The sequence below is a fragment of the Brevundimonas sp. 'scallop' genome, from assembly GCF_011045535.1.
Classification (GTDB): domain Bacteria; phylum Pseudomonadota; class Alphaproteobacteria; order Caulobacterales; family Caulobacteraceae; genus Brevundimonas; species Brevundimonas vesicularis.
The window spans coordinates 395,501-421,184 of record NZ_CP039382.1 but is presented as its reverse complement, the minus strand read 5'-3'; the positions used below and the strand labels follow the sequence as shown (position 1 = coordinate 421,184).

24 protein-coding genes are annotated in these 25,684 nt (G+C 67.2%); 15 read left to right on the top strand and 9 right to left on the bottom strand.

From position 1 onward, the window contains the following. Positions 1-287 precede the first annotated feature (287 nt). From pnp to E4341_RS02045, 3 genes are all read left to right on the top strand, one after another. Positions 288-2,522 carry a polyribonucleotide nucleotidyltransferase gene (gene pnp, locus E4341_RS02055; protein WP_055809759.1) on the top strand — a complete coding sequence of 745 codons (2,235 nt, stop codon included), beginning with the start codon at positions 288-290 and terminating at the stop codon, positions 2,520-2,522. 148 nt (positions 2,523-2,670) lie between these two features. Beyond that, on the top strand, positions 2,671-4,503 hold the full coding sequence (locus E4341_RS02050; RefSeq protein ID WP_165114786.1) for a DUF885 family protein: 1,833 nt from the start codon (positions 2,671-2,673) through the stop codon (positions 4,501-4,503). Between the two features lie 77 nt (positions 4,504-4,580). Then, positions 4,581-6,389, top strand: a complete 1,809-nt coding sequence (locus E4341_RS02045) for a DUF885 family protein (RefSeq protein WP_205751339.1) — start codon at positions 4,581-4,583, stop codon at positions 6,387-6,389. Here E4341_RS02045 and E4341_RS02040 read toward each other — a convergent pair. Genes E4341_RS02040 through E4341_RS02030 form a run of 3 tightly spaced genes read right to left on the bottom strand, consistent with a single transcriptional unit; the run spans position 6,386 to position 8,648 of the window. Continuing rightward, positions 6,386-7,294, bottom strand: coding sequence for an NAD(P)/FAD-dependent oxidoreductase (locus E4341_RS02040; RefSeq protein ID WP_255491264.1), 909 nt, complete (start codon positions 7,292-7,294; stop codon positions 6,386-6,388). The genes E4341_RS02045 and E4341_RS02040 overlap by 4 nt on opposite strands. After that, a complete protein-coding gene (locus tag E4341_RS02035; RefSeq protein WP_165114782.1) occupies positions 7,291-8,439 on the bottom strand; it encodes a DUF1176 domain-containing protein in 1,149 nt (382 codons plus the stop codon). The genes E4341_RS02040 and E4341_RS02035 overlap by 4 nt, the downstream gene beginning before the upstream one ends. Then, complete coding sequence (locus E4341_RS02030; protein WP_165114780.1) at positions 8,436-8,648, bottom strand: DUF2945 domain-containing protein; 213 nt, start codon at positions 8,646-8,648, stop codon at positions 8,436-8,438. Before E4341_RS02030 ends, E4341_RS02035 begins: the two co-directional genes overlap by 4 nt. A gap of 308 nt (positions 8,649-8,956) precedes the next feature. Here E4341_RS02030 and E4341_RS02025 point away from each other — a divergent pair, with 308 nt between their 5' ends. The 3 genes from E4341_RS02025 (at position 8,957) to E4341_RS02015 (ending at position 11,485) form a co-directional block, all read left to right on the top strand. After that, positions 8,957-10,177: an NADP-dependent isocitrate dehydrogenase gene (locus tag E4341_RS02025; RefSeq protein ID WP_165114778.1), complete on the top strand. Its 1,221-nt coding sequence runs from the start codon at positions 8,957-8,959 to the stop codon at positions 10,175-10,177. Between the two features lie 130 nt (positions 10,178-10,307). Then, on the top strand, positions 10,308-10,880 hold the full coding sequence (locus tag E4341_RS02020; protein ID WP_205751338.1) for a DUF2939 domain-containing protein: 573 nt from the start codon (positions 10,308-10,310) through the stop codon (positions 10,878-10,880). Positions 10,881-10,930: 50 nt separating this feature from the next. Next, positions 10,931-11,485 carry a DUF2939 domain-containing protein gene (locus E4341_RS02015; RefSeq protein ID WP_165114774.1) on the top strand — a complete coding sequence of 185 codons (555 nt, stop codon included), beginning with the start codon at positions 10,931-10,933 and terminating at the stop codon, positions 11,483-11,485. A 384-nt stretch (positions 11,486-11,869) separates the two neighbouring features. On the opposite strand, the gene alaS is transcribed toward E4341_RS02015, so the two are convergent. From alaS to E4341_RS02000, 3 genes are all read right to left on the bottom strand, one after another. Continuing rightward, positions 11,870-14,515, bottom strand: coding sequence for an alanine--tRNA ligase (gene alaS / locus E4341_RS02010; RefSeq protein ID WP_165114772.1), 2,646 nt, complete (start codon positions 14,513-14,515; stop codon positions 11,870-11,872). A gap of 272 nt (positions 14,516-14,787) precedes the next feature. After that, the gene (locus E4341_RS02005) at positions 14,788-15,648 is read right to left on the bottom strand and encodes a pirin family protein (RefSeq protein ID WP_165114770.1); all 861 of its coding nucleotides are present in this window, start codon (positions 15,646-15,648) and stop codon (positions 14,788-14,790) included. 52 nt (positions 15,649-15,700) lie between these two features. Next, positions 15,701-16,294 carry a hypothetical protein gene (locus E4341_RS02000; protein ID WP_165114768.1) on the bottom strand — a complete coding sequence of 198 codons (594 nt, stop codon included), beginning with the start codon at positions 16,292-16,294 and terminating at the stop codon, positions 15,701-15,703. Between the two features lie 206 nt (positions 16,295-16,500). Between E4341_RS02000 and sdhC the strand changes: the two genes are divergently transcribed. Genes sdhC through E4341_RS01965 form a run of 7 tightly spaced genes read left to right on the top strand, consistent with a single transcriptional unit; the run spans position 16,501 to position 21,514 of the window. Beyond that, on the top strand, positions 16,501-16,965 hold the full coding sequence (gene sdhC / locus E4341_RS01995) for a succinate dehydrogenase, cytochrome b556 subunit (protein ID WP_205751337.1): 465 nt from the start codon (positions 16,501-16,503) through the stop codon (positions 16,963-16,965). After that, complete coding sequence (sdhD, locus tag E4341_RS01990; protein WP_091751999.1) at positions 16,962-17,366, top strand: succinate dehydrogenase, hydrophobic membrane anchor protein; 405 nt, start codon at positions 16,962-16,964, stop codon at positions 17,364-17,366. Before sdhC ends, sdhD begins: the two co-directional genes overlap by 4 nt. Positions 17,367-17,373: 7 nt before the next feature. Next, complete coding sequence (gene sdhA, locus E4341_RS01985; protein WP_055809722.1) at positions 17,374-19,158, top strand: succinate dehydrogenase flavoprotein subunit; 1,785 nt, start codon at positions 17,374-17,376, stop codon at positions 19,156-19,158. A gap of 1 nt (position 19,159) precedes the next feature. Then, positions 19,160-19,954, top strand: coding sequence for a succinate dehydrogenase iron-sulfur subunit (locus tag E4341_RS01980; RefSeq protein WP_055755116.1), 795 nt, complete (start codon positions 19,160-19,162; stop codon positions 19,952-19,954). Between the two features lie 53 nt (positions 19,955-20,007). Then, positions 20,008-20,328 (top strand): 2Fe-2S iron-sulfur cluster-binding protein, encoded by a 321-nt coding sequence (locus E4341_RS01975; RefSeq protein ID WP_039246732.1) that lies wholly within the window; start codon positions 20,008-20,010, stop codon positions 20,326-20,328. A 1-nt stretch (position 20,329) separates the two neighbouring features. Next, positions 20,330-21,142, top strand: coding sequence for a kinase (locus tag E4341_RS01970; RefSeq protein ID WP_205751336.1), 813 nt, complete (start codon positions 20,330-20,332; stop codon positions 21,140-21,142). Positions 21,143-21,151: 9 nt separating this feature from the next. Next, on the top strand, positions 21,152-21,514 hold the full coding sequence (locus E4341_RS01965; RefSeq protein ID WP_240893599.1) for a PilZ domain-containing protein: 363 nt from the start codon (positions 21,152-21,154) through the stop codon (positions 21,512-21,514). A 9-nt stretch (positions 21,515-21,523) separates the two neighbouring features. Here E4341_RS01965 and E4341_RS01960 read toward each other — a convergent pair whose 3' ends face one another. Together E4341_RS01960 and E4341_RS01955 are read right to left on the bottom strand one after the other, a co-directional pair. Further along, positions 21,524-22,393 carry a haloacid dehalogenase-like hydrolase gene (locus E4341_RS01960; RefSeq protein WP_165114766.1) on the bottom strand — a complete coding sequence of 290 codons (870 nt, stop codon included), beginning with the start codon at positions 22,391-22,393 and terminating at the stop codon, positions 21,524-21,526. Between the two features lie 36 nt (positions 22,394-22,429). Beyond that, the gene (locus tag E4341_RS01955; protein WP_165114764.1) at positions 22,430-22,939 is read right to left on the bottom strand and encodes an S-type pyocin family protein; all 510 of its coding nucleotides are present in this window, start codon (positions 22,937-22,939) and stop codon (positions 22,430-22,432) included. A gap of 102 nt (positions 22,940-23,041) precedes the next feature. Here E4341_RS01955 and coaBC point away from each other — a divergent pair, with 102 nt between their 5' ends. Beyond that, on the top strand, positions 23,042-24,271 hold the full coding sequence (gene coaBC, locus E4341_RS01950; RefSeq protein ID WP_165114762.1) for a bifunctional phosphopantothenoylcysteine decarboxylase/phosphopantothenate--cysteine ligase CoaBC: 1,230 nt from the start codon (positions 23,042-23,044) through the stop codon (positions 24,269-24,271). Further along, positions 24,268-24,723: a dUTP diphosphatase gene (gene dut, locus E4341_RS01945; protein ID WP_165114760.1), complete on the top strand. Its 456-nt coding sequence runs from the start codon at positions 24,268-24,270 to the stop codon at positions 24,721-24,723. The genes coaBC and dut overlap by 4 nt, the downstream gene beginning before the upstream one ends. 4 nt (positions 24,724-24,727) lie before the next feature. Here the strand turns inward: dut and E4341_RS01940 are convergent, their stop codons facing one another. Further along, a complete protein-coding gene (locus E4341_RS01940; RefSeq protein WP_165114758.1) occupies positions 24,728-25,675 on the bottom strand; it encodes a DMT family transporter in 948 nt (315 codons plus the stop codon). Between the last annotated feature and the right edge of the window lie 9 nt (positions 25,676-25,684).

The window sequence follows — 25,684 nt, the reverse complement described above, 5'->3', positions numbered from 1 at the left end:
AGTGTAGAATACGCTTTCGAGGCGCGGGCGGTCACGTCCGCGCCTCGTTGTGCAACTAAGCGCTTCCAGGCCAAGTGGCTGCCGGTTGGCCGCCCGGAAAGCGTGACTACAAAAATACGACCTGTGCGCCGCAGGACTTACCGGCGCAGCTGCGAGGGCCATGACGGTCCTCTCCCGGTCGTCGCGATGGCGCGGCGGCCTCTGGATCGAAGGACTGAACGCCGACGCATCCGCCCCATGATGGGACCCCGCACGGAATACGCCGTCCGGGATACGAAAGACGAAATATGTTCGACATCAAACGCAAGACGATCGACTGGGCCGGCCGCCCGCTGACCCTGGAAACGGGCCGCATCGCCCGCCAGGCCGACGGCGCCGTGCTGGCGACCTACGGCGAGACCGTGGTTCTGGCCACCGTCGTCTACGGCCGCGCACCCAAGCCCGGCCTGGATTTCTTCCCCCTGACGGTCAACTATCAGGAAAAGACCTTTGCCGCCGGCAAGATCCCAGGCGGCTACTTCAAGCGTGAAGGCCGTCCGTCCGAGAAGGAAACCCTGGTTTCCCGCCTGATCGACCGTCCGATCCGCCCGCTGTTCGTCAAGGGCTTCAAGAACGAGACCCAGGTCGTCGTGACCGTGCTGCAGCACGACATGGAAAACGATCCCGACGTTCTGGGCATGGTCGCCGCCTCGGCCGCCCTGACCATTTCGGGCGTGCCCTTCATGGGCCCCATCGGCGCCGCGCGCGTCGGCCTGATCGACGGCGAGCTGGTGCTGAACCCCGCCATCGACCTGATCCCGTCCTCGGACCTCGACCTGGTGGTCGCCGGCACGCAAGACGCCCTGATGATGGTCGAATCCGAAGCCAAGGAGCTGTCGGAAGAGAAGATGCTCGAGGCCCTGATGTTCGCGCATGCGGGCATGCAGCCGGTGATCGACGCCATCATCGAACTGGCTGAACACGCCGCCAAGGAGCCCTTCGACTTCCAGGCCGAAGACCACTCCGACGTTGTCGCCTCGATCAAGTCTCTGGTCGGCGAAGACATCAAGAGCGCCTACACCCACGCCGGCAAATACGAGCGCCGTTCGGGCGTCGACGCCGCCAAGAAGGCCGCCGCCGCCAAGCTGGTGAAGACCGACGAGAACCCCGACGGCGTCGACGGTTCCAAGTTCTCGGCCGCCTTCAAGGAGTGCGAAGCCGAAGTCCTGCGTCGCGACATCATCGAGAACGCGCACCGCGTCGACGGCCGCGCCCTCGACAAGGTCCGCGCCATCGTGTCGGAAGTCGGCGTCCTGCCGCGCACCCACGGTTCGGCCCTGTTCACGCGTGGGGAAACCCAGGCCCTGGTCGTCGCCACCCTCGGCACCGGCGAGGACGAGCAGTACATCGACAGCCTGCAGGGCACCTACAAAGAGAACTTCCTGCTGCACTACAACTTCCCCCCCTATTCGGTGGGTGAAGCGGGCCGCATGGGTTCGCCCGGCCGTCGCGAAATCGGTCACGGCAAGCTGGCCTGGCGCGCGATCCGTCCGATGCTGCCGACCAAGGAAGACTTCCCCTACACCATCCGTCTGGTCTCCGAGATCACCGAGTCGAACGGCTCGTCCTCGATGGCCACGGTCTGCGGTTCGTCGCTGGCCCTGATGGACGCCGGCGTGCCGCTGGTCCGTCCGGTCTCGGGCATCGCCATGGGCCTGATCCTGGAGCCGTCGGGCGAGTTCGCCATCCTGTCGGACATCCTGGGTGACGAAGACCACCTGGGCGACATGGACTTCAAGGTCGCCGGCACGTCGGAAGGCATCACCAGCCTTCAGATGGACATCAAGGTCGCTGGCATCACCAAGGAGATCATGAAGCAGGCCCTGACCCAGGCTTCGGCCGGTCGCCTGCACATCCTGGACGAGATGTCCAAGGCCATGGATGCGCCGCGCGCCGAACTGGGTGAACACGCGCCCAAGATCGAAACGGTCAAGATCCCCGTCGACAAGATCCGTGAAGTCATCGGTTCGGGCGGCAAGGTCATCCGCGAGATCGTCGAGAAGACCGGCGCCAAGATCGACATCGGCGATGACGGCACCATCAAGGTCGCCGCCAACGACCAGGAGAAGATCGACGCCGCCAAGGCCTGGATCCAGTCCATCGCCTCGGAGCCGGAAGTCGGAACCATCTACTCCGGCAAGGTCGTCAAGGTCGTCGATTTCGGCGCCTTCGTGAACTTCTTCGGCGCCAAGGACGGCCTGGTCCACGTGTCCCAGATCGCTTTGGAACGCGTCGCCAATCCGGCCGACGTCCTGTCGGAAGGCCAAGAGGTCAAGGTCAAGTTCCTGGGCTTCGACGATCGCGGCAAGACCAAGCTGTCGATGAAGGTCGTCGATCAGGCCACGGGCGAAGACCTGACGGCCAAGATCAACGCCGAGCGCGCCGAGCGCGGCGAAGAGCCCCTGTCGGAAGACACCGGCGGTCGTCCGAAACGTGACGGCGGGGATCGCGGTGGCGATCGCGGACGTCGTCGTCGCGACTAAGCGACCTCGCATCCAAGACTGATAAGGCCCGGCGGAGCGATCCGCCGGGCCTTCTTCTTTGGGGCCGCGCAACGGCTGTCCGCGATTTCACTTGCCGCTTCGGCCCATGCAGTTTCCATTGCCGCATCCAAGTTCGAGGGGCCGTTCCATGTTCGATCGTCGTCGTCTTCTTCAGTCCGCCGCCTTGGGCGCCGGTCTCGTCGCCGTGGGCGGCCCCGCCTTCGCGCGTCAGGCCGGGGCATCGCAGGGCGACGCCGCCGCCCAACTCAAAACCTTCATGGACGCCACGTTCGAGCAGACGCTGGACAAGAGCCCCGAGGTCGTCACCATGTTCGGCCTGGACAAGGGCGACCGGGCCGCCGCCAAGTCCAAACTGACCGTTCCGACACGCGCCGAGGAAGACGACCAGCGCGCCTTCACCCGTCGCCAACGCGCCGACCTGTCCCGCATCGACCGCTCCAAACTCGATGCGCGCAACGCCAACTACTACGACAGCCTGACCCAGAATCTGGACGGGGTGATCGCCACCTACGACATCCCTTACGGCCAGGGCGGCTGGCCCAATCCGTACCGCGTCAGCCAGCAGGGCGGCGCCTATCAGTCCACGCCCGACTTCCTGGCCAACCAGCACACGATCGAGACGGCCGCCGACGCCGACGCCTATGTCGCCCGCGTCAACGCCTTCGCCGACGTTCTGATGGCCGAGACGGATCGATTGAAGGAAGACTATGCGCTGGGCGTCATCCCGCCCGACTTCATCCTGGCCAAGGCCATCCGCCAGCAGGACGGCGTCCTGGCGACGCCGGCGGCGACCTCGCCCCTGACCCAGTCGGTTGTCGACCGCACCCGCGCCAAGGGCCTGACCGGCGACTGGGGCGCGCAGGTGGAACGCCTTGTGACCGAGCGGGTCTATCCGGCCCTGGCCGCCCAGAACGCCGTGCTGAAGGCCGCCCAACCGAACGCCGTGCACGAGGCCTCGGTGCGCCGCCTGCCGCAGGGCGAGCAGTATTACGCCAACAGCCTGCGCTACGTCACCACGACCCGGCTGACGGCGGACGAGATCCACCGCACCGGCGTGGAACAGATGGCGGATCTGACGGCGCGCGCCGATGTCCTCCTGAAGGCGCAAGGCCTGACACAGGGTTCGGTCGCCGAACGGATCAAGGCCCTGGGGGACGATCCCAAATACGTCTACGCCAACACCGACGCCGGCAAGGCCGAGCTGATCGCCAAGCTAAACGCCCAGATGGCCGACATGCAGGCCCGGCTGCCCAACGCCTTCGGCCGCCTGCCCAAGGCCAAGGTCGAGATCAAGCGCGTCCCGCCCGAGATCGAGGCCGGCGCGCCGATGGGCTATTACAACTCGCCCAGCCTGGATGGGACGCGACCCGGCATTTACTGGATCAATCTGAAGGACACGGCGGAATGGCCGTCCTGGACCCTGCCGACGCTGACCTATCACGAGGCGACGCCGGGCCACCATCTGCAGATCAGCCTGCAGCAGGAGAGCGAGTCGGCGCCGCTGCTGATGAACCTGCTGGGCTTCTCGTCCTACGTCGAGGGCTGGGGGCTGTACGCCGAACAGTTGGCCGACGAACTGGGCGCCTATGAGAACGATCCGGTGGGCCAGATCGGCTACCTGCAATCGCTGATGTTCCGCTCCGCGCGCCTGGTCGTCGACACCGGCATCCATTCCAAGGGCTGGAGCCGCGAAGAGGGCATCCGCTACATGATGGAGGCCTATGGCGATCAGGAAGGCGCGGCGACGTCCGAGGTCGAACGCTATTGCGGCTGGCCGGGCCAGGCCTGCGCGTACAAGGTCGGTCACAACGAATGGGTTCGCCTGCGCGAAAAGGCTAAGACGATCCTGGGGCGCAAGTTCGACATCAAGGGCTTCCACGACACGGCGCTCGCCGCCGGCGGCGTGCCCCTGTCGGTGCTGGAACGGATCGTCGACGGCTGGGTCGCGACCCAGGCCTGACCGCCCCGGCCGCGCCGGGCCGATGAAGAGGATCGGGACGCGTCGGCGCGACGTGTCCCCCCTACGAGAGTTGCCGCATGATCGATCGTCGCCGACTTCTGCTGACCGCCGCCGCCACGGCTGCGGTCGCCCCCGCCGCAGCGCAGGCCCAGACCCAGACGACCGCCGCCGATGCGGACGGACGCCTTAACAGCCTGCTGGACGGCTGGTTCGAAGCGGACATCGACGAAAATCCGGAGGGTGCGACCAACCTTGGCCTGGACCGCTGCGCGCGGGCGGGGCTTTCTGCAAAACTCAGCGAAGCCGGACCGGCCGCCATCCGCAAGGATCGTCAGAAGGCTGTGAGCCGCTGGGCGCAGTTGAACGCCTTCGACCAGAGCGGCCTGTCGCCCGCAGGGGCGCTGAACTACGCCATCGCGGCCTTCGGAGCCGAGACGGCGGCGCAGACGGCGCGCTTCGACTACGGATCGGGACCGGGACGGCCGTCGCCCTACATCGTGACCCAGCTGTCGGGCGCCTATTTCAGCACGCCCGATTTCCTCGACAACCAGCACCGGATCGAAGACGCGGCCGGCGCCGACGCCTTCCTTTCGCGGCTCGAGGCCTTCTCCGGCGTGCTGGACGGCGAGACGGCCAAGATTCAGGAAGATGCGGGTCTGGGCGTCCTTCCGCCGGACTTCATCATCGACCGGATGCTGCCCCAGATTCGCACCCTACACGACACGCCCCCCGCCGATCTGGCCATGCTGACGTCTTTGGCGCGCAAGACAGCCGGGCTGAACCTGACCGGTTATGACGCCCGCGCCGCCGCTATCGTCGATCAGAAGGTCAAGCCGGCCCTGGCCGCCCAGATCGAAGCGCTGGAGGCTCTGCGCCCGCGCGCCACCCACGAAGCCGGGGTCTGGCGCCTGCCGGACGGCGAGGCCTTCTACGCCGCCGGGCTGAAGGCCAATACGACCACAACTTTGACGGCCAAGGAAATCCACGCCCTGGGCCGCGAACAGGTCGCCGAGATCAGCGCCGAGATCGACGCCATCCTGAAGGCGCAGGGTTATACGCAGGGCACGGTCGGCGAACGCATCCAGGCTCTGAACAAAGAACCGGCCCAACTGTTCGCCAATACCGATGCGGGCAAGGCCGAACTGCTGGCCTGGCTGAACACGCTGGTCGCCGATCTTGAGCCGAAACTGCCCCAGGTGTTCGGCCGTCTGCCCAAGTCCCACGTCGAGATTCGGCGCGTGCCGGTCTCGATACAGTCGGGCGCGCCGGGCGGCTACTATCAAGGACCGCCGCTGGATGGATCGCGGCCGGGCGCTTACTACATCAACCTGCGCGACACCGGAAACTGGCCGCGCTTCGCCTTGCCGACCCTGACCTATCATGAGGCGTCGCCGGGGCACCACCTTCAGGTCGCGCTGCAGCGCGAGTCCGGCGAACTGCCGCAATGGCGACGAGCGGGGGGCTTCTCGGCCTATAACGAAGGCTGGGCGCTGTATGCCGAGGCGGTGGCGGCTGACGATCTGGATATCTATGCCGACAATCCATTGGGTCGGGTCGGCTTCCTGATGTCCTATCTGTTCCGCGCCGTGCGATTGGTTGTGGACACGGGCCTGCATTCCGAGCGCTGGAGCCGTGAACAGGCGGTCGACTATATGGCGGCTTCGGGGGCCAAGCCGTTGGATGCGTCCAACAGCGAGATCAACCGATACTGCGTCTGGCCCGGCCAGGCCTGCGCGTACAAGGTTGGCCACACCGTCATCGCGCGCCTACGCAAAGAGGCCGAAGGCCAGCGCGGCTTCGATCTGCGAGCCTTCCATGACAAGGTGCTGGAGAACGGATCGTTGCCCCTGGCCGTCCTCGAACGCGTGGTCCGAGGACAGGCCTAGTCGGCGACGGTCAGGCCGTCGGCCTGGCGCAGGCGGTTGTGGATGTCGGTGGCGGCGACGGCGGCTTCGGCGGTCGCGACGGCGATCTGGTTGAGGCCGCGCACGACGTCGCCGGCGGCATAGAGGCCCGGCACGCTCGTGGCCTGATGCAGATCGACCTCCAACCGGCCGTCGTCGGCCAGACGCGCCTCCAGCCCCTCGGCCAGTTCGGCGTTCGGCGATGTGCCCAACGCCGAATAGACAAGGTCGAATGCGCGGCTCTGGCCGGCGTAACTTAGGGCCGTCACCCGGTCGTTTTCGATGTCGATCGCGTCCAGCGGCGCCAGGATCAGTTCGACGCCCAGCCGTTCCAGTTCGTCACGCCGGCTGAGCGCGTCGGGCGCGCCAATATGGATCAGGGTCACACGGTCGGAATAGGTGCGCATGAAGGCGGCCTCGCGCGCGCCCTTGTCGCTTTGGCCGATGATGGCGACAGCCTTGTCGGTCGCCTCATAGCCGTCGCAGATGGGACAGATGCGGACCAGCGCCTTTTGCACCGCTGCTTCGACGCCGGGCAGATCTGGGTGATGATCGACGACCCCGGTTGCCAGCAGGACGGCGCGGGCGCGAACGACGCGGCCATCCATCTCGGCAACGAAGCCGTCGCCTTCGTGGGTCAGGCGCTGGACGCGACCCGGTTCAACGACCGCGCCATATTCCTCGGCCTGTTCGCGCATCCGCTTCAGGATGTCCGCGCCGGTGATGCCGGCCGGAAAGCCCGGCATATTGTGGCTGAGCGGGATCCAGCAGGCGCGGGGCGCGCCGCCATCCACCACCAGGGTCCGCCGACGAAAGCGCCCCAGATAGGTCGCCGCCGTCAGGCCGGCCGGACCCGCGCCGATGATCAGAACCTCCGGATCGGTCACCGCGTGCGCCAGGTGACAGGCCAAAGGTCGGACGGCACGCCGGCGCATTCGCCCATCACGCTTTCCTGCGTCAGTGTGAAGCCCTGTCCCGTCCAGGCCCAGGTCTGCGCCGCGCCGCAATCCCCGATGCCCCGCGCCTTGGCGAAGGCCGACAGGGTTCGGGTCTTGGGATCATAGGCGCCGTTGACGGTCGCGTTGTCCGGCATGACGGGATCGGAGCCCGGACCTTCCGATCCGGCGAGGATTGCGGGCCGGGGGTCGCGACCGCCCGGTCCTGTCAGATACCAGTTGTGGGTGACATTATAGGCCCCCGATCCGCAGGGCACGGCCCACAGCTCGGTGCGGGCGTCCAGCCGGGCGGACATGACCATGTCGCTGACGGCCGGCATGGCCGACGCCTTAAAGCAGTCGCCGACCTCGGTGCGAGCGCGCAGCGCGGCGGGCAGGCGCTGGTTCTGATCGCCGAAACCGGCCTGATCGACGGCCGGAGCGGGCGTCACCGTCGGCAGCGACGGCGCGATCGGCACAAGGGCGGCCGGGCGGTCGCCGCGTCGGATCAGGGCGGTTGGCGTATTTAGACGTCCCTGCTTCTCGTCGATCCACAACAAGGCGGCGGCGGCGCCGTGCAGCGAGACCTCCTGGGTTGCGGCGCCGCGAATGCTCATGACCTTGCCCTGAGCCAGGGCGTCGAGGGCGGCGCGACCGCCGTCGCTAATTTGGCCGATCGGCGTCTCGACGTTGCCCGCATCGCTGAGCACAGCCGGATAGGCGCGGCCGTCGATCGTCAGGCTGAGCGGCTCAGCAGCCTTGGCGTCGCCGTCCGGCCAATAGCCGAAGAGGATTTGCGGCTGGGCGTCCGGACCGGGCGCCAGGGTGATGCGGACCCAGCCAGCGGCGAACTCTGGCGCAAAGCCGAAGGCCCAGCATGTCCCGTCGTTGCCGCAGGTGGCGCTCCAGTCACGGAAGGTCTTGGTTTCAGGGCGGATCTGCAGCACCGGCGCAGCGGCGGCCGGTGCAGACGGACCGGCGGCCTGGGTCGCGGCAGGCGTCTTGGCCGCATCCTTGTCTCCGCATCCGGCGATGGACAGCGCAGACAGGACAAGGGCCGACAGGGCGACGCCGCGCGACAGGCCGTTCGGGGTCATGCCTTCTTCAACTCCGACGGCTTGTGCGCCGCGCGAGCGCCGGTCTTGGCGCTCTCGACGATATACTCCGGATTATCCTTGGAGGCCGCAACCTTATGGCCCTTGATCTTGGTTTCCGAGGCGACTTTCTTGACCACCTTGCCGGTCGTGGTGCCCTGGCTGTGGTCCCACTTCACCTTGTCGCCGGCCTTGAACGTCTTCTCTGACATGATTGTGCTTCCTGCTGTGTCGCTTCCTGTTCAGCGATCAGCCTTCGCATCAGTTCCGCATCGACCACGGGCGGCGCCTCGCAGAAGGTGACGATCCAACGATCCACCAGCTGGCGCTCTTCCTCCGTCATCCTGCCGTCCGTCGTGGTTGCCGAGCCTAGAAGAAGTCTGGACGCGCCAAAGGGTTCAGGATGGATCAGCGTTAATCCGGGCGGCGAGGATGGGCGGCGGGGTTTGCGCGGGCGCGCGGCCTCGCTATACCGCCGCCACGACATTCCCTTCCCCACAGTCACAGGCGGACCGCACGCATGGCCAAGATCAAGGTCGAAAACCCCATCGTCGACATCGACGGCGACGAAATGACCCGCATCATCTGGCAGATGATCAAGGACAAGCTGGTCTTCCCGTTCCTGGATCTCGAGCTGGACTACTACGACCTGGGCATGGAGCACCGCGACGCCACCGACGACCAAGTGACGATCGACGCGGCCCACGCGATCCAGAAGCACGGCGTCGGCGTGAAGTGCGCCACCATCACTCCGGACGAAGCCCGCGTGCAGGAGTTCGGCCTGAAGAAGATGTGGAAGTCGCCGAACGGCACCATCCGCAACATCCTGGGCGGCGTGGTCTTCCGCGAGCCGATCATCTGCTCGAACGTGCCGCGCCTGGTGCCCGGCTGGACCCAGCCGATCGTCGTCGGCCGCCACGCCTTCGGCGACCAGTACAAGGCCACCGACTTCCTGATGCCCGGCCCCGGCACCCTGACGATCAAGTTCGTCGGCGAGGACGGCGAAGTGATCGAGCACGAGGTCTATAAGGCCCCGGGCGCCGGCGTGGCCATGGCCATGTACAACCAGGACGCCTCGATCCGCGAGTTCGCCCACGCCAGCTTCGCCTATGGCCTGCAGCGCAACTACCCGGTCTATCTGTCGACCAAGAACACGATCCTGAAAGCCTATGACGGTCGCTTCAAGGACCTGTTCCAGGAAGTGTTCGACGAACACTACGCCGCCGAGTTCAAGGCGCGCGGTCTGACCTATGAGCACCGCCTGATCGACGATATGGTCGCGGCCGCGATGAAGTGGTCCGGCGGCTTCGTCTGGGCGTGCAAGAACTATGACGGCGACGTGCAGTCCGACGTCGTGGCGCAGGGCTTCGGCTCGCTGGGCCTGATGACCTCGGTCCTGATGACGCCGGACGGCAAGGTGCTGGAGACGGAAGCCGCTCACGGCACCGTGACCCGCCACTATCGCCAGCATCAGAAGGGCGAGGCCACCTCGACCAACTCGATCGCCTCGATCTTCGCCTGGACGCGCGGCTTCAAGCACCGCGCCAAGCTGGACGGCAACGCCGCTCTGGACCAGTTCGCCGACACCCTTGAGAAGGTGGTCGTAAACACCGTCGAGGCCGGCTTCATGACCAAGGACCTGGCGCTGCTGGTCGGCGATCAGCAGGGCTGGCTGACCACCGAAGGCTTCCTCGACAAGGTCGCCGAGAACCTGAAGACCGCTCTGCCCGACGTGGGCTGAGGACGACGTTCCTCCCCCGCTGCGCTGGGGAGAAACGCAAGAATACCAGCCCCGTCGGAGCGATCCGGCGGGGCTTTTCGTTGTGTGATCGGCCGGGGCGTGCATGATCGGCGGTAATGAGGATGCGTTCGTGAAGCGGCTGTTCGGAAACCTGGTGCTGGCGGCGGTGGTCGTGGCGGTGCTGTCCTTCTTCGCGGCGCCCGCAGTGGCCTTCTTCGCCATTCGGTCGGCGGCCGAGGCGAACGACGTGGCGGGGCTGGCGCGGCTGATCGACTTCAACGCCGTGCGCCAGTCGTTGCGGCCGCAGCTGGCGGGACGGCCCGAGGCGATGGCGCCCGCGCCGTCCTTCCTGGAAGACCCCATCGGCGCCTTCCGGCGTCAGATCCAGCAGAACCCGATCCTGCGCCAGCCGGACGTGGACGCCTATCTGACGCCCGCCGCCCTCAACGCTCTGCTGAAGGGCGAGGGCCGATACGCCAGCCAGCGCACGTCGGCGGGCGTGGCGCCGGCCTCGGAACGCAGCCGCAAGCCCTGGCCCAGCCCCGCCTACTGGAGCGTCAACCGGGCGCGCATGGCGGTGACGGATCAGGGCGGGTCGCGCACCCTGTTCACCTTCGAGCGGCGCGGGCCGTTCGAGTGGAAGCTGGTTCACATCGGCCTGCCCGACGGGACGGCGCCGGCCGTCACCGTCACCCCGCGATAAACCCGGCAACCGACGCCGCCCAGCCCGCGTTGGCGTTCCAAGGAGACGACATGAGCCGCAAGATCATCACCGGAGCCCTGCTCGCCGTCGTCATCGGCGTGGTCGTCGCCCTGTTCGTTTCGCCCTTCATCGCCGCCCAGGCGCTGGTGCGGGCCGCGCGGACCGGGGATGCGGCCGGGCTGGAGCGGCAGGTGGACTTCCCGGCGTTCCGCACCAGCCTGAAGAGCGAGCTGAACGCGCGCGCGGCCCTGGAAATCCGCAATCGGACCAAGGGGGACACCGGCCTGGCGGCGCTGGGCATGCTGCTGGCCCCGTCGCTGGTCGAGGGGGCGGTCGACAACTTCGTCACGCCGCAAGGCATCGCCGCCATGGTCCGCTCCGGCGAGACGCCCGAGCCGGAGCGGCCCGTGCCCGCCGACGACACGCCGGCCGTCGACAAGGACAAGATCCGGCAGTCCTGGGCCTATCGCGGCCTCAACACCTTCGCCGTCACCCTGACGCGCGACGATCGGCCGGACGATGCGCTGGTGCTGATCATGGAACGCCGGACGCCGTTTACCTGGAAGCTGGCCGGGGTGGACCTGACGCCCGACCCGATGGGTTGAGACGGTGTGGGGACAAAAACACCGTCTAAAGTGTCTAATTCGTCTGATTGGACGGCGGGCCGTCGATCAAAAATTGGGTGCAATTGGTGCACTTTGCCTTGGGTGCGCGGCCTCCCCTGTGGTGAGCGGAGAGTATAGGCCGTCTCTGCGGCATGCTCAGGAAGCGGACGCTTCGGCCGGCTAAGCCGTTGAATAGCAAGGCTGTCAGGTTCGCAATTGCGATGGATTACCCTCTCCCTTTGGGAGAGGGCTTGAGCGCACGAGCGCGCAGCGATCGTACTTGCGCGAAAGGGTGAGGGTCGGCTGGTGCGACATGGTCCGCCGGCCGACCCTCATCCGGCCCTTTGGGCCACCTTCTCCCAACGGGAGAAGGTCATTGTATTTTTACGCCAGCGCCGCGCGAACCGCCGCTAGCCCGTCTTCGGCCTTGGAGCCGTCGGGGGCGCCGCCCTGGGCGAAGTCGGGTTTGCCGCCGGCGCCTTGGCCGCCCATGGCGATGACGGCGGCGCGAGCCAGGTCGGCGGCGTTGACGCGGTCGATCAGATCCGAGGTCACGGCGACGGTGACCGCCGCCTTGCCCTCGGTGACGCCGATCAGGGCGACGACGCCGGTTCCGACCTGCTTTCTGAAGTCCTCGGCGACGCCGCGCAGACCCTTGCCGTCCACGCCGTCCAGCACGCGGGCCATCAGCTTGACGCCGTTGATCTCCTCAGGCGCGGACGCGGCGCCCGAGCCGCCGCCCAGGGCCAGCTGTTTCTTCAGCTCGGCGACCTGTTTCTCCAGCGACTTGACCGAGGCGGTCAGGCTGTCGACGCGGGCGGGGACGTCGGCGGTCTGGACCTTGAAGCTTTGGGCCAGCGAACGGGCGACGCCAGCCTGGGCCAGCAGATACTGCCGCGCGGCCTCGCCGGTCAGGGCCTCGATGCGGCGCACGCCGGCGGCGACGCCGGTTTCCTGAACGATCTTGAACAGGGCGATGTCGCCGGTGCGGGCGACGTGGGTGCCGCCGCACAGTTCGACCGAATAGGGGGCGTTGTCGCTGACCAGCGAGCGACCCAGCGTCAGGACGCGGACCTCGTCGCCGTATTTCTCGCCGAACAGGGCGATGGCGCCGGCCTCGATCGCCTCCTGCGGCGCCATCAGTTTGGTTTCCGCCGGGACGTTCTGGCGGATGACGGCATTGACCTCGGTCTCGATGGCGGACAGTTCGGCCTCGGTGAGCGGGGCGCCGTGGCTGAAGTCGAAACGGGCGCGCTCGGCGTCGACAAGTTGACCCTTCTGGGCGACTGCGGGGCCGAGCACATTCTTCAGCGCCGTATGCAGCAGGTGGGCGGCGGAGTGGTTGGCGCGGCTGGTGCGGCGCTTTTCAGCGTCCACCAGCTGGGCGGCGCGGGTTCCGATCTCCAGCTTGCCGGCCGTGACCTGGGCCACCAGGACATGCAGGTCGCCGGCGTGTTTGCGCACATCGATGACCTCGGCCTCGCCACCCGGCCATTCCAGGGTTCCGTGGTCGCCGGCCTGGCCACCGCTTTCGGCGTAGAATGGGGTGGTGTCGAACAATACTTCGACGATGTCGCCGGCCTCGGCCGTTTCGACCGGCGCGCCGGCGTTCATCAGGGCCAGGACCTCGCCCGAGCCTTCGATATTGTCATAGCCGGTGAAGACGGTCGGCCCCATCCGGTCGCGGATCGCCAGCCATTCGTTGGTGTTGGCGGTCTGGCCCGAGCCCTTCCAGTTCTCGCGCGACCGCTGGCGCTGCTCAGCCATGGCGGCCTCGAAGCCGTCGACATTGACCGAGAAGCCGCGACGACGGGCCTCATCCTGGGTCAGGTCCAGCGGGAAGCCGTAGGTGTCGGACAGGGTGAAGGCCGTCTGGCCGTCCAGCATGTCGCCGGGACGGAAGCCCTGAACCGCCGTGTCAAACAGGGCCATGCCGCGGCCGAGCGTGGTGCGGAAGCGGACCTCTTCCTGCTTCAGCGTGTCCTCGATGAAGGGCTGGGCGCGGGCCAGTTCGGGATAGGCGTCGCCCATCTGGGCCACCAGGGTCGGGACCAGACGGTGCATCAGCGGATCGGCGGCGCCCAGCAGGTGGGCGTGGCGCATGGCGCGGCGCATGATGCGGCGCAGCACATAGCCCCGGCCTTCGTTCGACGGGGTGACGCCGTCGGCGATCAGGAAGGACGACGAGCGCAGGTGGTCGGCGATGACGCGGTGGCTGGCGGCCTGATCGCCGTCCGCCTTGGTCGAGGTGGCGTCTTCAGACGCGGCGATCAGGGTCTTGAACAGGTCGGTTTCGAAGACCGAATGCACGCCCTGGAGCACGGTGGTCATCCGCTCCAGACCCATGCCGGTGTCCACGCTGGGCTTGGGAAGGTTGCGAACGATCTGATCGTTCTCCTTCTCATACTGCATGAAGACGTTGTTCCAGATCTCGACGTAGCGATCGCCGTCCTCATCCGGCGAACCGGGAGGGCCGCCGGCGATCTTGTCGCCGTGATCCCAGAAGATTTCGGTGCATGGGCCGCACGGACCCGAGTCGCCCATGGCCCAGAAGTTGTCCGAGCCGGCGATGCGAATGATCTTGTCGTCGGAGAAGCCGGTGACCTTTTTCCAGATCGCGGCGGCCTCGTCGTCATCGATATAGACGGTGACCAGCAGGCGTTTGGGGTCCAGGTCGAAGTCCTGGGTGACCAGGTTCCACGCCTTCTCGATGGCGTGTTCCTTGAAGTAGTCGCCGAAGGAGAAGTTGCCCAGCATCTCGAAGAAGGTCAGGTGGCGGGCGGTATAGCCGACGTTGTCCAGGTCGTTGTGCTTGCCCCCGGCGCGGACGCATTTCTGCGAGCTGGTCGCGCGCGGATAGGGCGGCTTGGCGGCGCCGGTGAAATAGTCCTTGAACGGCACCATGCCTGCATTGACGAAGAGCAGGCTCGGATCGTTCTGCGGCACCAGCGGGGCCGAATGGACCTTGGCGTGGCCGTCCGCCGCGAAATAGTCGAGGTAGGTGGCGCGGATCTCGTTCAGGCTGGGCATTCGTCGTGTCTTCGGCTGGGGCGGTCGCTAGGAACCGGCGTCATATAGGGTTTTGGCGGGGAGCGCATCATCTGCGCGGGGGGAGGCGCGCGCCCCAGAGAAGACGATGTCTCCTCCCTGCTTTGCGGGGAGGGGGACCGCGGAGCGGTGGAGGGGTTGCGCCGCCTCACGTCCCTTGGATCGGTGACGCTCCGAAGAGCCCCTCCGTCACGGCGCTGAAGGAGCGCCGCGCCACCTCCCCGCAAAGCAGGGAGGAGACGAAAGCGCCCGCTTCACACCCTCGGCGGCGGGCCGAACTTGCCGGACTGGTAGTCCTGGATCGCCTGGATGATCTCGTCGCGGGTGTTCATGACGAAAGGGCCGTGGCTGAAGACCGGCTCGCCGATGGGATTGGCGTGGCCCAGAAGGACGACGGCGTCGGTGGTCGCCGTGATCTGGACCGCGTCGCCATCGGTCAGGGCGGCGAGGTTCCATTGCGGCACCGGCGTTCCGGCGACGGCGATCTCGCCCTTGACGCCATAGAGGAAGACGTTGCGGGCGGGGGCGACGGGCGTCTCGAACGTCGCGCAGGCGGGCAGACGCACGACCGCCAGATGGATGTCGATCAGGGACTGGATCGGCGCCTTGACGCCCAGCCAGTCGCCGGAGACGGGCTCGACCGTGACGCCGGCCTCGGTCGTGAAGGTCGGGATGTCGGATTTCTGCAGGCCCACATAGTCCGGCTTGGTCATCTTCAGCCGCGACGGCAGGTTGACCCACAGCTGCAGAATCTCCATCGGCCCGCCGTCGCGCTTGAAGGCGGCCGGGGACAGTTCGGCGTGGATCAGGCCCGACCCGGCGGTCATCCACTGGATGCCGCCCGCCTTGATGATGCTCTCGCCGCCGCCGGAATCGTTGTGAGCCAGCTCGCCGTCCAGAATGAAGGTGACGGTCTCGAAGCCCCGGTGCGGGTGCGGACCGAACGGCAGGCCAGCGTTGCCCGGCGCATAGGTCTGAGGCCCGTGGTGGTTCAGAAACAGGAAGGGATCGATCTGGTCCACGCCGGGACCGGGCACTGGGCGGCGGGTGGTCAGGTCGCCAATGTCGTCGCGATGGGCAGGGTGCAGGCGAAGAACGGAACGAGGCTGGGTCATTCGCTACATATAGGGTGGCGGATCGGCGCTGGCGAGATCACGGGCGGCGAGATCAGCCTGAACGGGTCGCCGTGACGGGACGGGCGCGGCCGTCGTGGATCCATTCGCCGGCCCAGCCAGTCAACGCCGCATGCAGACGCAGTTCGCCCTCCGACAGGGGAATGATGACGACCTCGCCCTGGGTCGAGACCGGGCCTGCGAAGCCCATTTGGTCGACCCCGGCCGGCGCATCCAGACGTCGCCAGGCGCCTTCGACCCGACGGCCATCGCCCCGGTCGGTCAGGGACAGCGACAGCAAGGGTTTTCCGTCCGGCTGGGCGATGCGCCAGCGGCCGTCCAGCGGGCCCATTGCGGCTTCGGCGTCGATCGCGGCCTGGGCCACGCCCTGATCATAGGTTGTCTGGCTGTCGGAGGGGCTGAACTCATAGTCGCCGGCGTAGTCGTCGACCGCGACCGGAGCCGTCAGGGGGCGGCGATGCAGGTCGGTCGCGGCGTCCCCCTCGGCCGTTTCGCGCCCGAAACGGGACGGCGGCTGATAGGGGCGGACGGCCGGCGCGCGATAGGTTTCCGGCGTCGCGTCCAGAAGACCGGTCGTCTGGATGGCGGGCTCCAGGGCGACGGCGGACATCAGGGCGAGCAGCAACATGACCCCACCCTGCCAAATCGCCGGGCGCGTCGCCTAGCTGTCGAACGAGCGCTGAACGCAAACGTGATCCGTCGTGATGGAACCGACGTAAACCGCACAATCCGTCGATCTGGGGGTCTGTGCGTTGACACCGGCCCCACAGGGTCACAAAAGCCTTCGCAACCGCACACGGCGATTGAATTCATTCGCTTTTGAGAACCATTCGCATGAACCAGCCCAGCCCGACGCCGGGTGGCGCCTCAAGCGACCGGACGGGTCGCTTCGTCACTCAACCGAACGGACATATCGCGCCGCTGTCGCCCCACATGGGCGTGTGGCGCTGGCACGTCACCATGACGGCCTCCATCCTGTTCCGCGCGACGATCATCGCCGCCACGGTCGGCGTGCTGTTCGTCCTGGCCTGGCTGGGCGCGCTGGCGTTCGGGCCCGAGGCGTTCCAAAGCGCGATCGATCTGGCCGGATCGCCGCTGGGCCTGCTGGTCTTCTTCGGTCTGACGATCGTGCTATTCTCCTTCATCCTGAACGGCGCGCGCCACACCTATAACGACACCGGCAACGGACTGACGGTGAAGTCCGCGACCGCCCTGTCGAACATTGCGGTGTGGGGGCCGATCCCGCTGGCCGTGCTGTTCTGGGTCGTGCTGTTCGCCACGGGGAGGGTTTCGCTGTGAGCGGCGCCGCAAAGTTCAAGAACAACGTCAAGGTTTCCGAGCGTCACGGCGCCGGCGAATGGCTGATCGAGCGTATCCTGCTGGTGGCCCTGCTGCCGCTGGGCCTGTGGGTCGCCTCGACCGGCTTCACCCTGGCGGGCGCCGGCTATGACGCGGCGATGGCCTGGTTTGCCAATCCGCTGAACGCCGCCCTGATGGCGATCACCGCAGTGATCTTCTTCGGCTACGTCAGCCTGGCTTGGAAAGTCATTCTGGAAGATTACGTGCCCAGCGTCGGAACGCGCGGCCTTCTGGTCCTGCTGCTGAACGTCGTCTTCCTGGTGCTGGCCGCCGCCAGCGTCTTCTTCATCGTGCGGCTGGCGCTGGGTTCGGCGCCGCTGCCCGCTGGTTTCGGAGCCTGATTCACTGATGGCCGCTTACGAATTGATCGATCACGAATACGACGTCGTCGTCGTCGGCGCCGGGGGCTCGGGCCTTCGCGCCGCGCTCGGCGCCGCCCAGCAGGGCCTGAAGGTCGCCTGCGTGACCAAGGTCTTCCCCACCCGCTCGCACACCGTCGCGGCCCAGGGCGGCATCTCGGCCTCGCTCGGCAACATGGGCGAGGACAGCTGGCAATGGCACATGTACGACACCGTCAAGGGGTCGGACTGGCTGGGCGACCAGGACTCGATCGAATATCTGGTCCGTAACGCGCCCAAGGCCGTTTATGAGCTGGAACACTGGGGCGTGCCCTTCTCGCGCACCGAAGAAGGCAAGATCTATCAGCGCGCCTTCGGCGGCATGACCCGCAACTTCGGCGAGGGCCCGGTGCAGCGCACCTGCGCGGCCGCCGACCGCACCGGCCACGCCATCCTGCACACCCTGTACGGCCAGTCGGTGCGCCGCGAAGTGAAGTTCTTCGTCGAATATTTCGCGCTGGACCTGATCATGCAGGACGGCGCCTGCACCGGCGTGACGGCGCTGCAGCTCGACAACGGTCAGCTTCACCAGTTCCGCGCCAAGATGGTGGTTCTGGCCACCGGCGGATACGGACGCGCCTACTTCTCGGCGACCTCGGCCCACACCTGCACCGGCGACGGCAACGCCATGGTGCTGCGCGCCGGCCTGCCTCTGCAGGACATGGAGTTCGTCCAGTTCCACCCGACCGGCATCTATGGCGCCGGCTGCCTGATCACCGAGGGCGCACGCGGCGAGGGCGGCTATCTGACCAACTCGGAAGGCGAGCGCTTCATGGAGCGCTATGCGCCGACCGTGAAGGACCTGGCGCCGCGCGACATGGTCTCGCGCTCCATGACCATCGAAATCCGTGAAGGCCGTGGCGTGGGTCCGAACAAGGACCACATCTTCCTGCACCTGGATCACCTGGATCCGAAGATCCTGCACCAGCGCCTGCCCGGCATTTCCGAAAGCGCCAAGATCTTCGCCGGCGTGGATGTGACCAAGGAGCCGATCCCGGTCCTGCCGACCGTGCACTATAACATGGGCGGCATCCCCACGAACTATCACGGCGAAGTCCTGACGCTGCGCGACGGCAACCCCGACAGCGTGGTTCCCGGCCTGATGGCCGTGGGCGAGGCGGCGTGCGTTTCGGTGCACGGCGCCAACCGCCTGGGCTCCAACTCCCTGACCGACCTGGTGGTGTTCGGCCGCGCCGTCGGCCTGCGCTGCGGTGAAGTCGTCGATAAGGCCTCGGCCGTGCCGTCGGCCTCCAAGAGCCAGACCGACCAGCACCTGGCCCGCCTGGACCGCTTCCGCTACGCCGACGGCTCGACCCCGACCGCCGAGCTGCGCCTGTCGATGCAGCGCGCGATGCAGGCCGATGCGGCGGTGTTCCGCACCGGCGAAACCCTGCAGCAGGGCACCGACAAGCTGCGCGCCATCGAGGCGGCCGGCGCCGACATCAAGACCACCGATCGCGGCCTGATCTGGAATACGGACCTGGTCGAGACGCTGGAGTACGACAACCTGATCGCCCAGGCGATGGTGACGATCGAGGGCGGTCTGAACCGCACGGAATCGCGCGGCGCCCACGCCCGCGAAGACTATCCCGATCGCGACGACGTCAACTGGATGAAGCACACCCTGGCGTGGAAGCGTCCGGGCGAGCAGGTCCAGATCGATTATCGTCCGGTCCACAACTACACCATGTCCGACGACATCGCGTATATCGAACCGAAGGCGCGGGTTTACTAAGATGGTCCAGCTTACTCTCCCCAGAGGCTCCAAGCCGACGACCGGCAAGGTCCACAAGGCCGCGCCGGGCTCCAAGGACGTGAAGACCTACAAGGTCTATCGCTACGATCCGGAGACCGACGCCGATCCGCGCTGGGACACCTATGAGGTGCCGACCGGCGACCACGGCCCGATGCTGCTGGACGCCCTGATCCACATCAAGAACACCATCGATCCGACCCTGTCGTTCCGGCGCTCTTGCCGCGAGGGCATCTGCGGCTCGTGCTCGATGAACATCGACGGGCGCAACGCCCTGGCCTGCACCAAGGGCTGGGACGAATGCGCGTCCAACAACATCACCATCTCCCCCCTGCCCCACCAGCCGGTGGTCAAGGACCTGGTGACGGACCTGAGCCTGTTCTACGCCCAGTACGACTCGATCCAGCCGTATCTGCAATCGGACGAGCCGGACCCCGAGAAGGAACGTCTGCAGACCCCGGCCGAGCGCGAGAAGCTGGACGGCCTGTACGAGTGCATCCTGTGCGCCTGCTGCTCGACCTCGTGCCCCAGCTACTGGTGGAACCAGGAAGAGTACCTGGGCCCGGCGGCGCTGCTGCAATCCTATCGCTGGATTTCCGACAGCCGCGACGACGCGACCCAGAAGCGCCTGGACGACCTGGAAGATCCGTTCAAACTGTATCGCTGCCACACGATCATGAACTGCGCCCAGGTCTGCCCCAAGGGTCTGAACCCGGCCAAGGCCATCGCCGAGACCAAGAAGCTGATGGTCGCGCCGAGCCGCAAGAAGGCGGCCTGAGTATCCGGCGCCGGGGGCCTTGCCTCCGGCGCCGCCTCCTTTAAGAGCGGCGCATGGCCAGCATCACCTATATCGAGCATGACGGAACCGAGCACGTCGTCGACGTGAAGCCGGGGCTGAGCGTCATGGAAGGCGCGATCCGGAACAATGTGCCGGGGATCGATGCGGATTGCGGCGGCGCCTGCGCCTGCGCCACCTGCCATGTCTATGTCGACGAAGCCTGGCGCGAGGCGACGGGCAAACCCAGCGCCATGGAGGAGTCGATGTTGGACTTCGCCGAAGAGGTCGAGCCGAACAGCCGCCTGTCGTGCCAGATCCGGGTGTCGGACGCGCTGAACGGCCTGATCGTGCGGTTGCCGGAAAACCAGCACTGAAATGATCGACGCGCGGCTGATCGACAGGATCGGCCGATGGATCGACCAGCGCACCGAAGCGATGGGCGAGGACGGTCCGCCGATCCTGGGGATCGCGGGATCGCAGGGTTCGGGAAAATCGACCCTGGCCAAAGCCGTCGCCGAGCGGTTCGGCGGGGCGAGCCTGTCTCTGGACGACGTCTATCTGACGAAGGCGGAGCGGGCGGCCATGGCGGCGCGGGTGCATCCGCTGTTCGCCACGCGCGGGCCGCCGGGGACGCATGACCTGGGCCTTCTGAACCGTCTGCTGGATCGGTTGCAGGCGGCGGCGCCGGACGATCTGACGCCTCTGCCGCGTTTCGACAAGCTGGCCGACGACCGGGCGGCCGAGGCGGACTGGCCTGTCGTGAAGGGTCGGCCGCGGGTCATCGTTCTGGAGGGATGGTGCCTAGGCGCGACGCCGCAGGCCGAGGCGGACCTGGTTGCACCGATCAACGCCCTAGAAGCCCAGAAGGATGTCGGGGGCGAATGGCGCAGGGCGGTCAATGATGCGCTGGGTCAGCCCTATGCCCGCCTGCGCAGGCGGCTGGACGCCCTAATCTTTCTCAAGGCGCCGGGGTTTGATGTCGTGCTGGACTGGCGATGCGAGCAGGAGGCGGGATTGATGGGGCAGGACGCCGTATCGCTCGAGCGACGCGCGGCCCTGGCGGTCTTCATCCAGCATTATGAGCGCCTGAGCCGTCATATGATGACGGGCGGCGTGGAGGCGGACCTGATCGTCGCTCTGGACCGGAAACGCGGGGTTCGCAGCCTTGAAGGCGGGCTTGGCGCCTGAGCCGCATCTGTGCGTTATCGGACCATGAGCCTGTTTGGATCCAAGCCCGCCGTCGAGCCCGACCGCCGCATGGGCGCGCGCCGACCCGCCAATGTACGCGGCGTCATCTGCGCGCCCGGCCTGGAGATGGCGTGTCTGATCGTCGATCTGTCGGACGCGGGGATGAAGCTGCGGCTGGACCGGGGCGGGGCCTTGCCGCGCGAGGTGGTCGTGGTCGATGTGGCTGCGGGCGTCGCCTATCCCGCCACCGTCGTCTGGCAGCGTGGGCAGGAGGCCGGGCTGAGGCAGACCGGGGCCAAATCGCTGAGAGGCCTGGCGCCGGCGAGGCTGATCCCCGCGCGCGACGCCTGGTTGAGGGCCGGCGGGCGCTGACCGGCCCGGTTAGTCCGTCGTATCGGCGGGCATGGAGCCGGCGTTGATGGCGATGCGGCCCACCAGCCCCTTGACGATCAGGTCCAAGGCCGAGCCCTCACGATAGTCGGCGGCGGCGACGAAGTTCACCCGGTCCTCCGAGATCAGGGAATAGACCTTCTTCTGATCCCGCTCGTTCGAGCGCGGATCATAGACGGCGATCGAGAAGCCGCCCTTGGTGTGCATCATCTTCATGGTCGGCACGTCGGTGTCGCCGTCGCCGATGAAGATCATCCGGTCGAAGGGCACGGCGCGCTCGTCGTCGGGGATGAAGTGGTTGATGCGCTCGTGCTCCCAGTGGTTCTTCACGCCCTTGTTGATGCGGAACAGATACTGGGTCTTGGTGGTGTAGTTGACGCCGACCGCCGGCCAGGCCGCCTCGCCCTTGTCGTCATAGACATAGTGGGAGGCGAAGACGTGGTTCAGGGCGGGGCGGATCGGGGTGCCGTCGATCATCTCCTCCAGACCGGCGGAGATGATGTAGTGTTCGATCTCCAAGCCGTATTTGGCGCCGAAGGCGTTCATCCGGTCGAACCAGCTGAGGTCCTTCAGACCCTCGAACAGGGCCACGGCCTCGCCGTGCTGGCGCAGGGTTTCGCGCGTCACCGGGGCGCCGTTCTGGCGCGCGTGGTGCAGCATCAGCTGCATGTACATCAGGATGCCGTCGCCGTCGGCGTCCTTGGTCAGGCGCTCGGCCTCTTCCCAGAAGGCGCCGATGCCCATGCCGACGGAGGGGATGAAGGACACCTCCTGCATATTGCCGCGCGCCAGGGTGCCGTCGAAATCATAGATCAGGGCGGTCTTCAGCAGCGGGGTCTTGGGTTCGGCCGTATCGGACATGGGGGCGAGATCCTTAGTGGAAGCCCGCCCTCTATATCAGCCCGCCGCGCCCGTCGATTGGCGCCGCTGGCCGAAGGTGGGCGCCGCCGCCTTCTGCTCGGCCCAGTAGTCGGCGCCCGTCGTCGGCTTGAACATGGTGCGCGGCGAGCCGTTGCGGGCCACGACGGCGAAGGTGTTCGTCGAGGCCTGATAGATCAGGGTGTCGCCATTGGGCCGTTTGACGGTTTCGGCGTCGGCGGGCGGACTGGCGGTGAAGGCCTTCACCTTGGCGATATAGTCCTGGGGCGTTCGGGCGTCGAAGTCCGCGCCGTTGCGCGCGAACAGACGGGCCGTCTTGGCGTCGATGGTCTCGGTGCGGGTCACCGTCAGGCCCGGCTTGATCTCTTGCGTCGTGGTCGTCTCGATCGTTTCGGACACAAGACCTGCCTTTGGCGCCGCTTCGGCCGTACGATCCCGCGTCTCGACCGCCGAGCTGTTGTCGCAGCCGGCAAGCGCCAGCAGACCGCACAGAACCAGCGCGGCCCCTCCCCTAGTCAGCATTCTCATTCTTCCCTCCAGATACCCGCTGGACGCGACGAAAGCACAACTTTATTGTTCGTGCAATGTTCTCGTCTCGACGGCGTCACGCGCGGCGGCTAGACCGTGGGCATGGACAATCGCCTCCTTTCGAACCGCAAGATCCTGCTGATCGTGGGCGGCGGCATCGCGGCCTATAAGGCGCTGGAGCTGGTGCGGCTGATCGCCAAGGCGGGCGGGCGGACGCGGGTCATCCTGACCGAATCCGGGGCCGAGTTCGCGACGCCCCTGTCGCTGGCGGCGCTGAGCGGTCATCCGGTGCGGTCGGGCCTGTTCCACCCGGACGACGAGACCAGCATGGGCCATATCGAACTGTCGCGCTGGGCCGATCTGGTGGTGGTGGCGCCGGCGACGGCGGGGCTGATCGCCAAGGCGGCGAACGGGCTGGCCGACGACCTGGCCTCGACCACCCTGATCGCCACGGACAAGCGGGTGCTGTTGGCGCCGGCGATGAATGTGCGGATGTGGGAGCATCCGGCGGTCCAGGCCAATATGGAACGGTTGAAGGCCTTTCCGGGCTTCCACGGCGTGGCGGTGGTGGGGCCGGATGACGGAGAGATGGCCTGCGGCGAATACGGGCCGGGTCGGATGGCGGAGCCCGCCGCGATCCTGGAGGCCATTGCGGGCCTGCTGGCCGGCGCGGCCGGACGACCGCTCAACGGACGCAAGGCCGTGGTCACGGCCGGGCCGACGTTCGAACCGATCGACCCGGTGCGGGGCCTGACCAACCGCTCCAGCGGCAAACAGGGCTACGCCATCGCCGCCGCCCTGGCCGAACTGGGGGCCGAGGTGACGTTGGTGTCGGGGCCGACGGCGCTGCCGGCGCCGACCGGTGTGACGCGGATCGATGTCGAGAGCGCGCTGGAGATGCAGGCGGCGACGCAGAGCGCCCTTCCCGCCGACATCGCCGTGCTGTCGGCCGCCGTCGCCGACTGGCGCGTGGACACCATCGCCGGCGGCAAGATAAAGAAGGGACCCGGCGGCCCGCCGACCCTGGCTCTGATCGAAAACCCCGACATATTGGCCGGCGTCGCCGCGCCCGGTCCGAACCGCCCGGACCTGGTCATCGGCTTCGCCGCCGAGACGACGGATCTGGAGGCCAATGCGCGCGCCAAGCTGTCGCGCAAGGGCTGCGACTGGATTTTGGGCAACGACGTGTCCGACGACGTGTTCGGATCGGACGGCAACGCCGTGCTGCTGGTCACCGCCGATCGGACCGAAACTTGGCCGCGCCAGTCCAAGACCGCCATCGCCCGGGCCGTCGCCGCCCGCATCGCCGATCATTTCAAAGCCCCCGAATGACTGAGACCCCGATCCAGATCCTGCGCCTGCCGCATTCCGAAGGCCTTCCCCTCCCCGCCTATGAGACGGCCGGTTCGGCGGGCATGGACCTGCGCGCCGCCGTGCCAGAGGATCAGCCGATGACCCTGGCGCCGGGTCAGCGGGCCCTGGTGCCGACAGGGCTGAAGATCGCCCTGCCGCTGGGCTATGAGGCTCAGGTGCGGGCGCGCTCGGGCCTAGCTTTGAAACACGGCATCATCTGCCCGAATGCTCCCGGCACCATCGACAGCGACTACCGCGGGGAGTGCGGTGTGATCCTGGCCAACATCGGCGCCGAGCCCTTCGTCATCCGCCGCGGCGAACGCATCGCCCAGCTGGTGATCGCCCGGCATGAGCGCGCGGACTGGACCGAGGTCGAAACGCTGGACGAGACCGCACGCGGCACCGGCGGTTTCGGATCGACGGGGCGCTGACGCCCTAAACCAGCGGCGCGGTCGGCTGGATGAGGCTGGCCTTGCGGCGGATATGTTCGCGCCAGGCGGTGTAGAGACCGCTGCTGGCGATCAGGGCGGCGCCGGCCAAGGTGCTGAGGGTCGGGGTGGTGGACATCAGCCACCAGCCGAAGACGATGGCGCCGACGATCTGGAGATAATCGAAGGGCGCGACCACGGCGACCGGGGCCTTTTGTAGCGAGGCGGTCATGAACAGCTGCGCCAGGCCGCCGGCGACGCCCGATCCGACCAGCAGGCCAAGTGTGCCGAGCGCGTGCCAATGGCCGACGAAGGGGAGCAGGATCGCCCCCACGACCGAGCAGGCGACGAAGAACCAGAAGACGATGGCGGCGACGTGTTCGGTGTCGCGCAGCTGGCGCAGGGTAATGGTCACGCCGGCCGTCAGCACCGCCCCGATCAGGGCGAAGGCCACGCCCGCCAGCGGCACCGAATGGCCGACGCCCGGCCGCATGACCACGATCACGCCGATGAAGCCGACGGCGACGGCGGCCCAGCGGCGCGGGCCGACCGCCTCCTTCAGCACGAAGAAGGACAGGATGGTGGCGAAGATCGGAGCGGTGAAGCTGAGGGTCGTCGCGTCGGCGAGAGGCAGCAGCGTCAGCGTCTGGAACAGGCACAGAATGGCCGCAACGCCCAGGGCGCTGCGTCCCAGATGGGCCAGGGGGCGGCGCGTCGACAGGGCCGAGAGGCCGCCCGGCTGGGTCAGCACCCAAGCCAACACCACCGGCAGGCCGAAGAAGGCGCGATAGAACAGCATTTCCGGCGCCGCGACGCCGTCCTGCGACGCCAGCTTCAACGTCGCCGTCATGATCGAAAAACAGCCCGCGGCGGCGATGCGCAGAAGAATGCCGCGGACGACGTCCTCGCCCGCGGCTTTCGATGGATCAGGCGAAGGCCGCGCGGCGGCGACCATGTCGTGCGC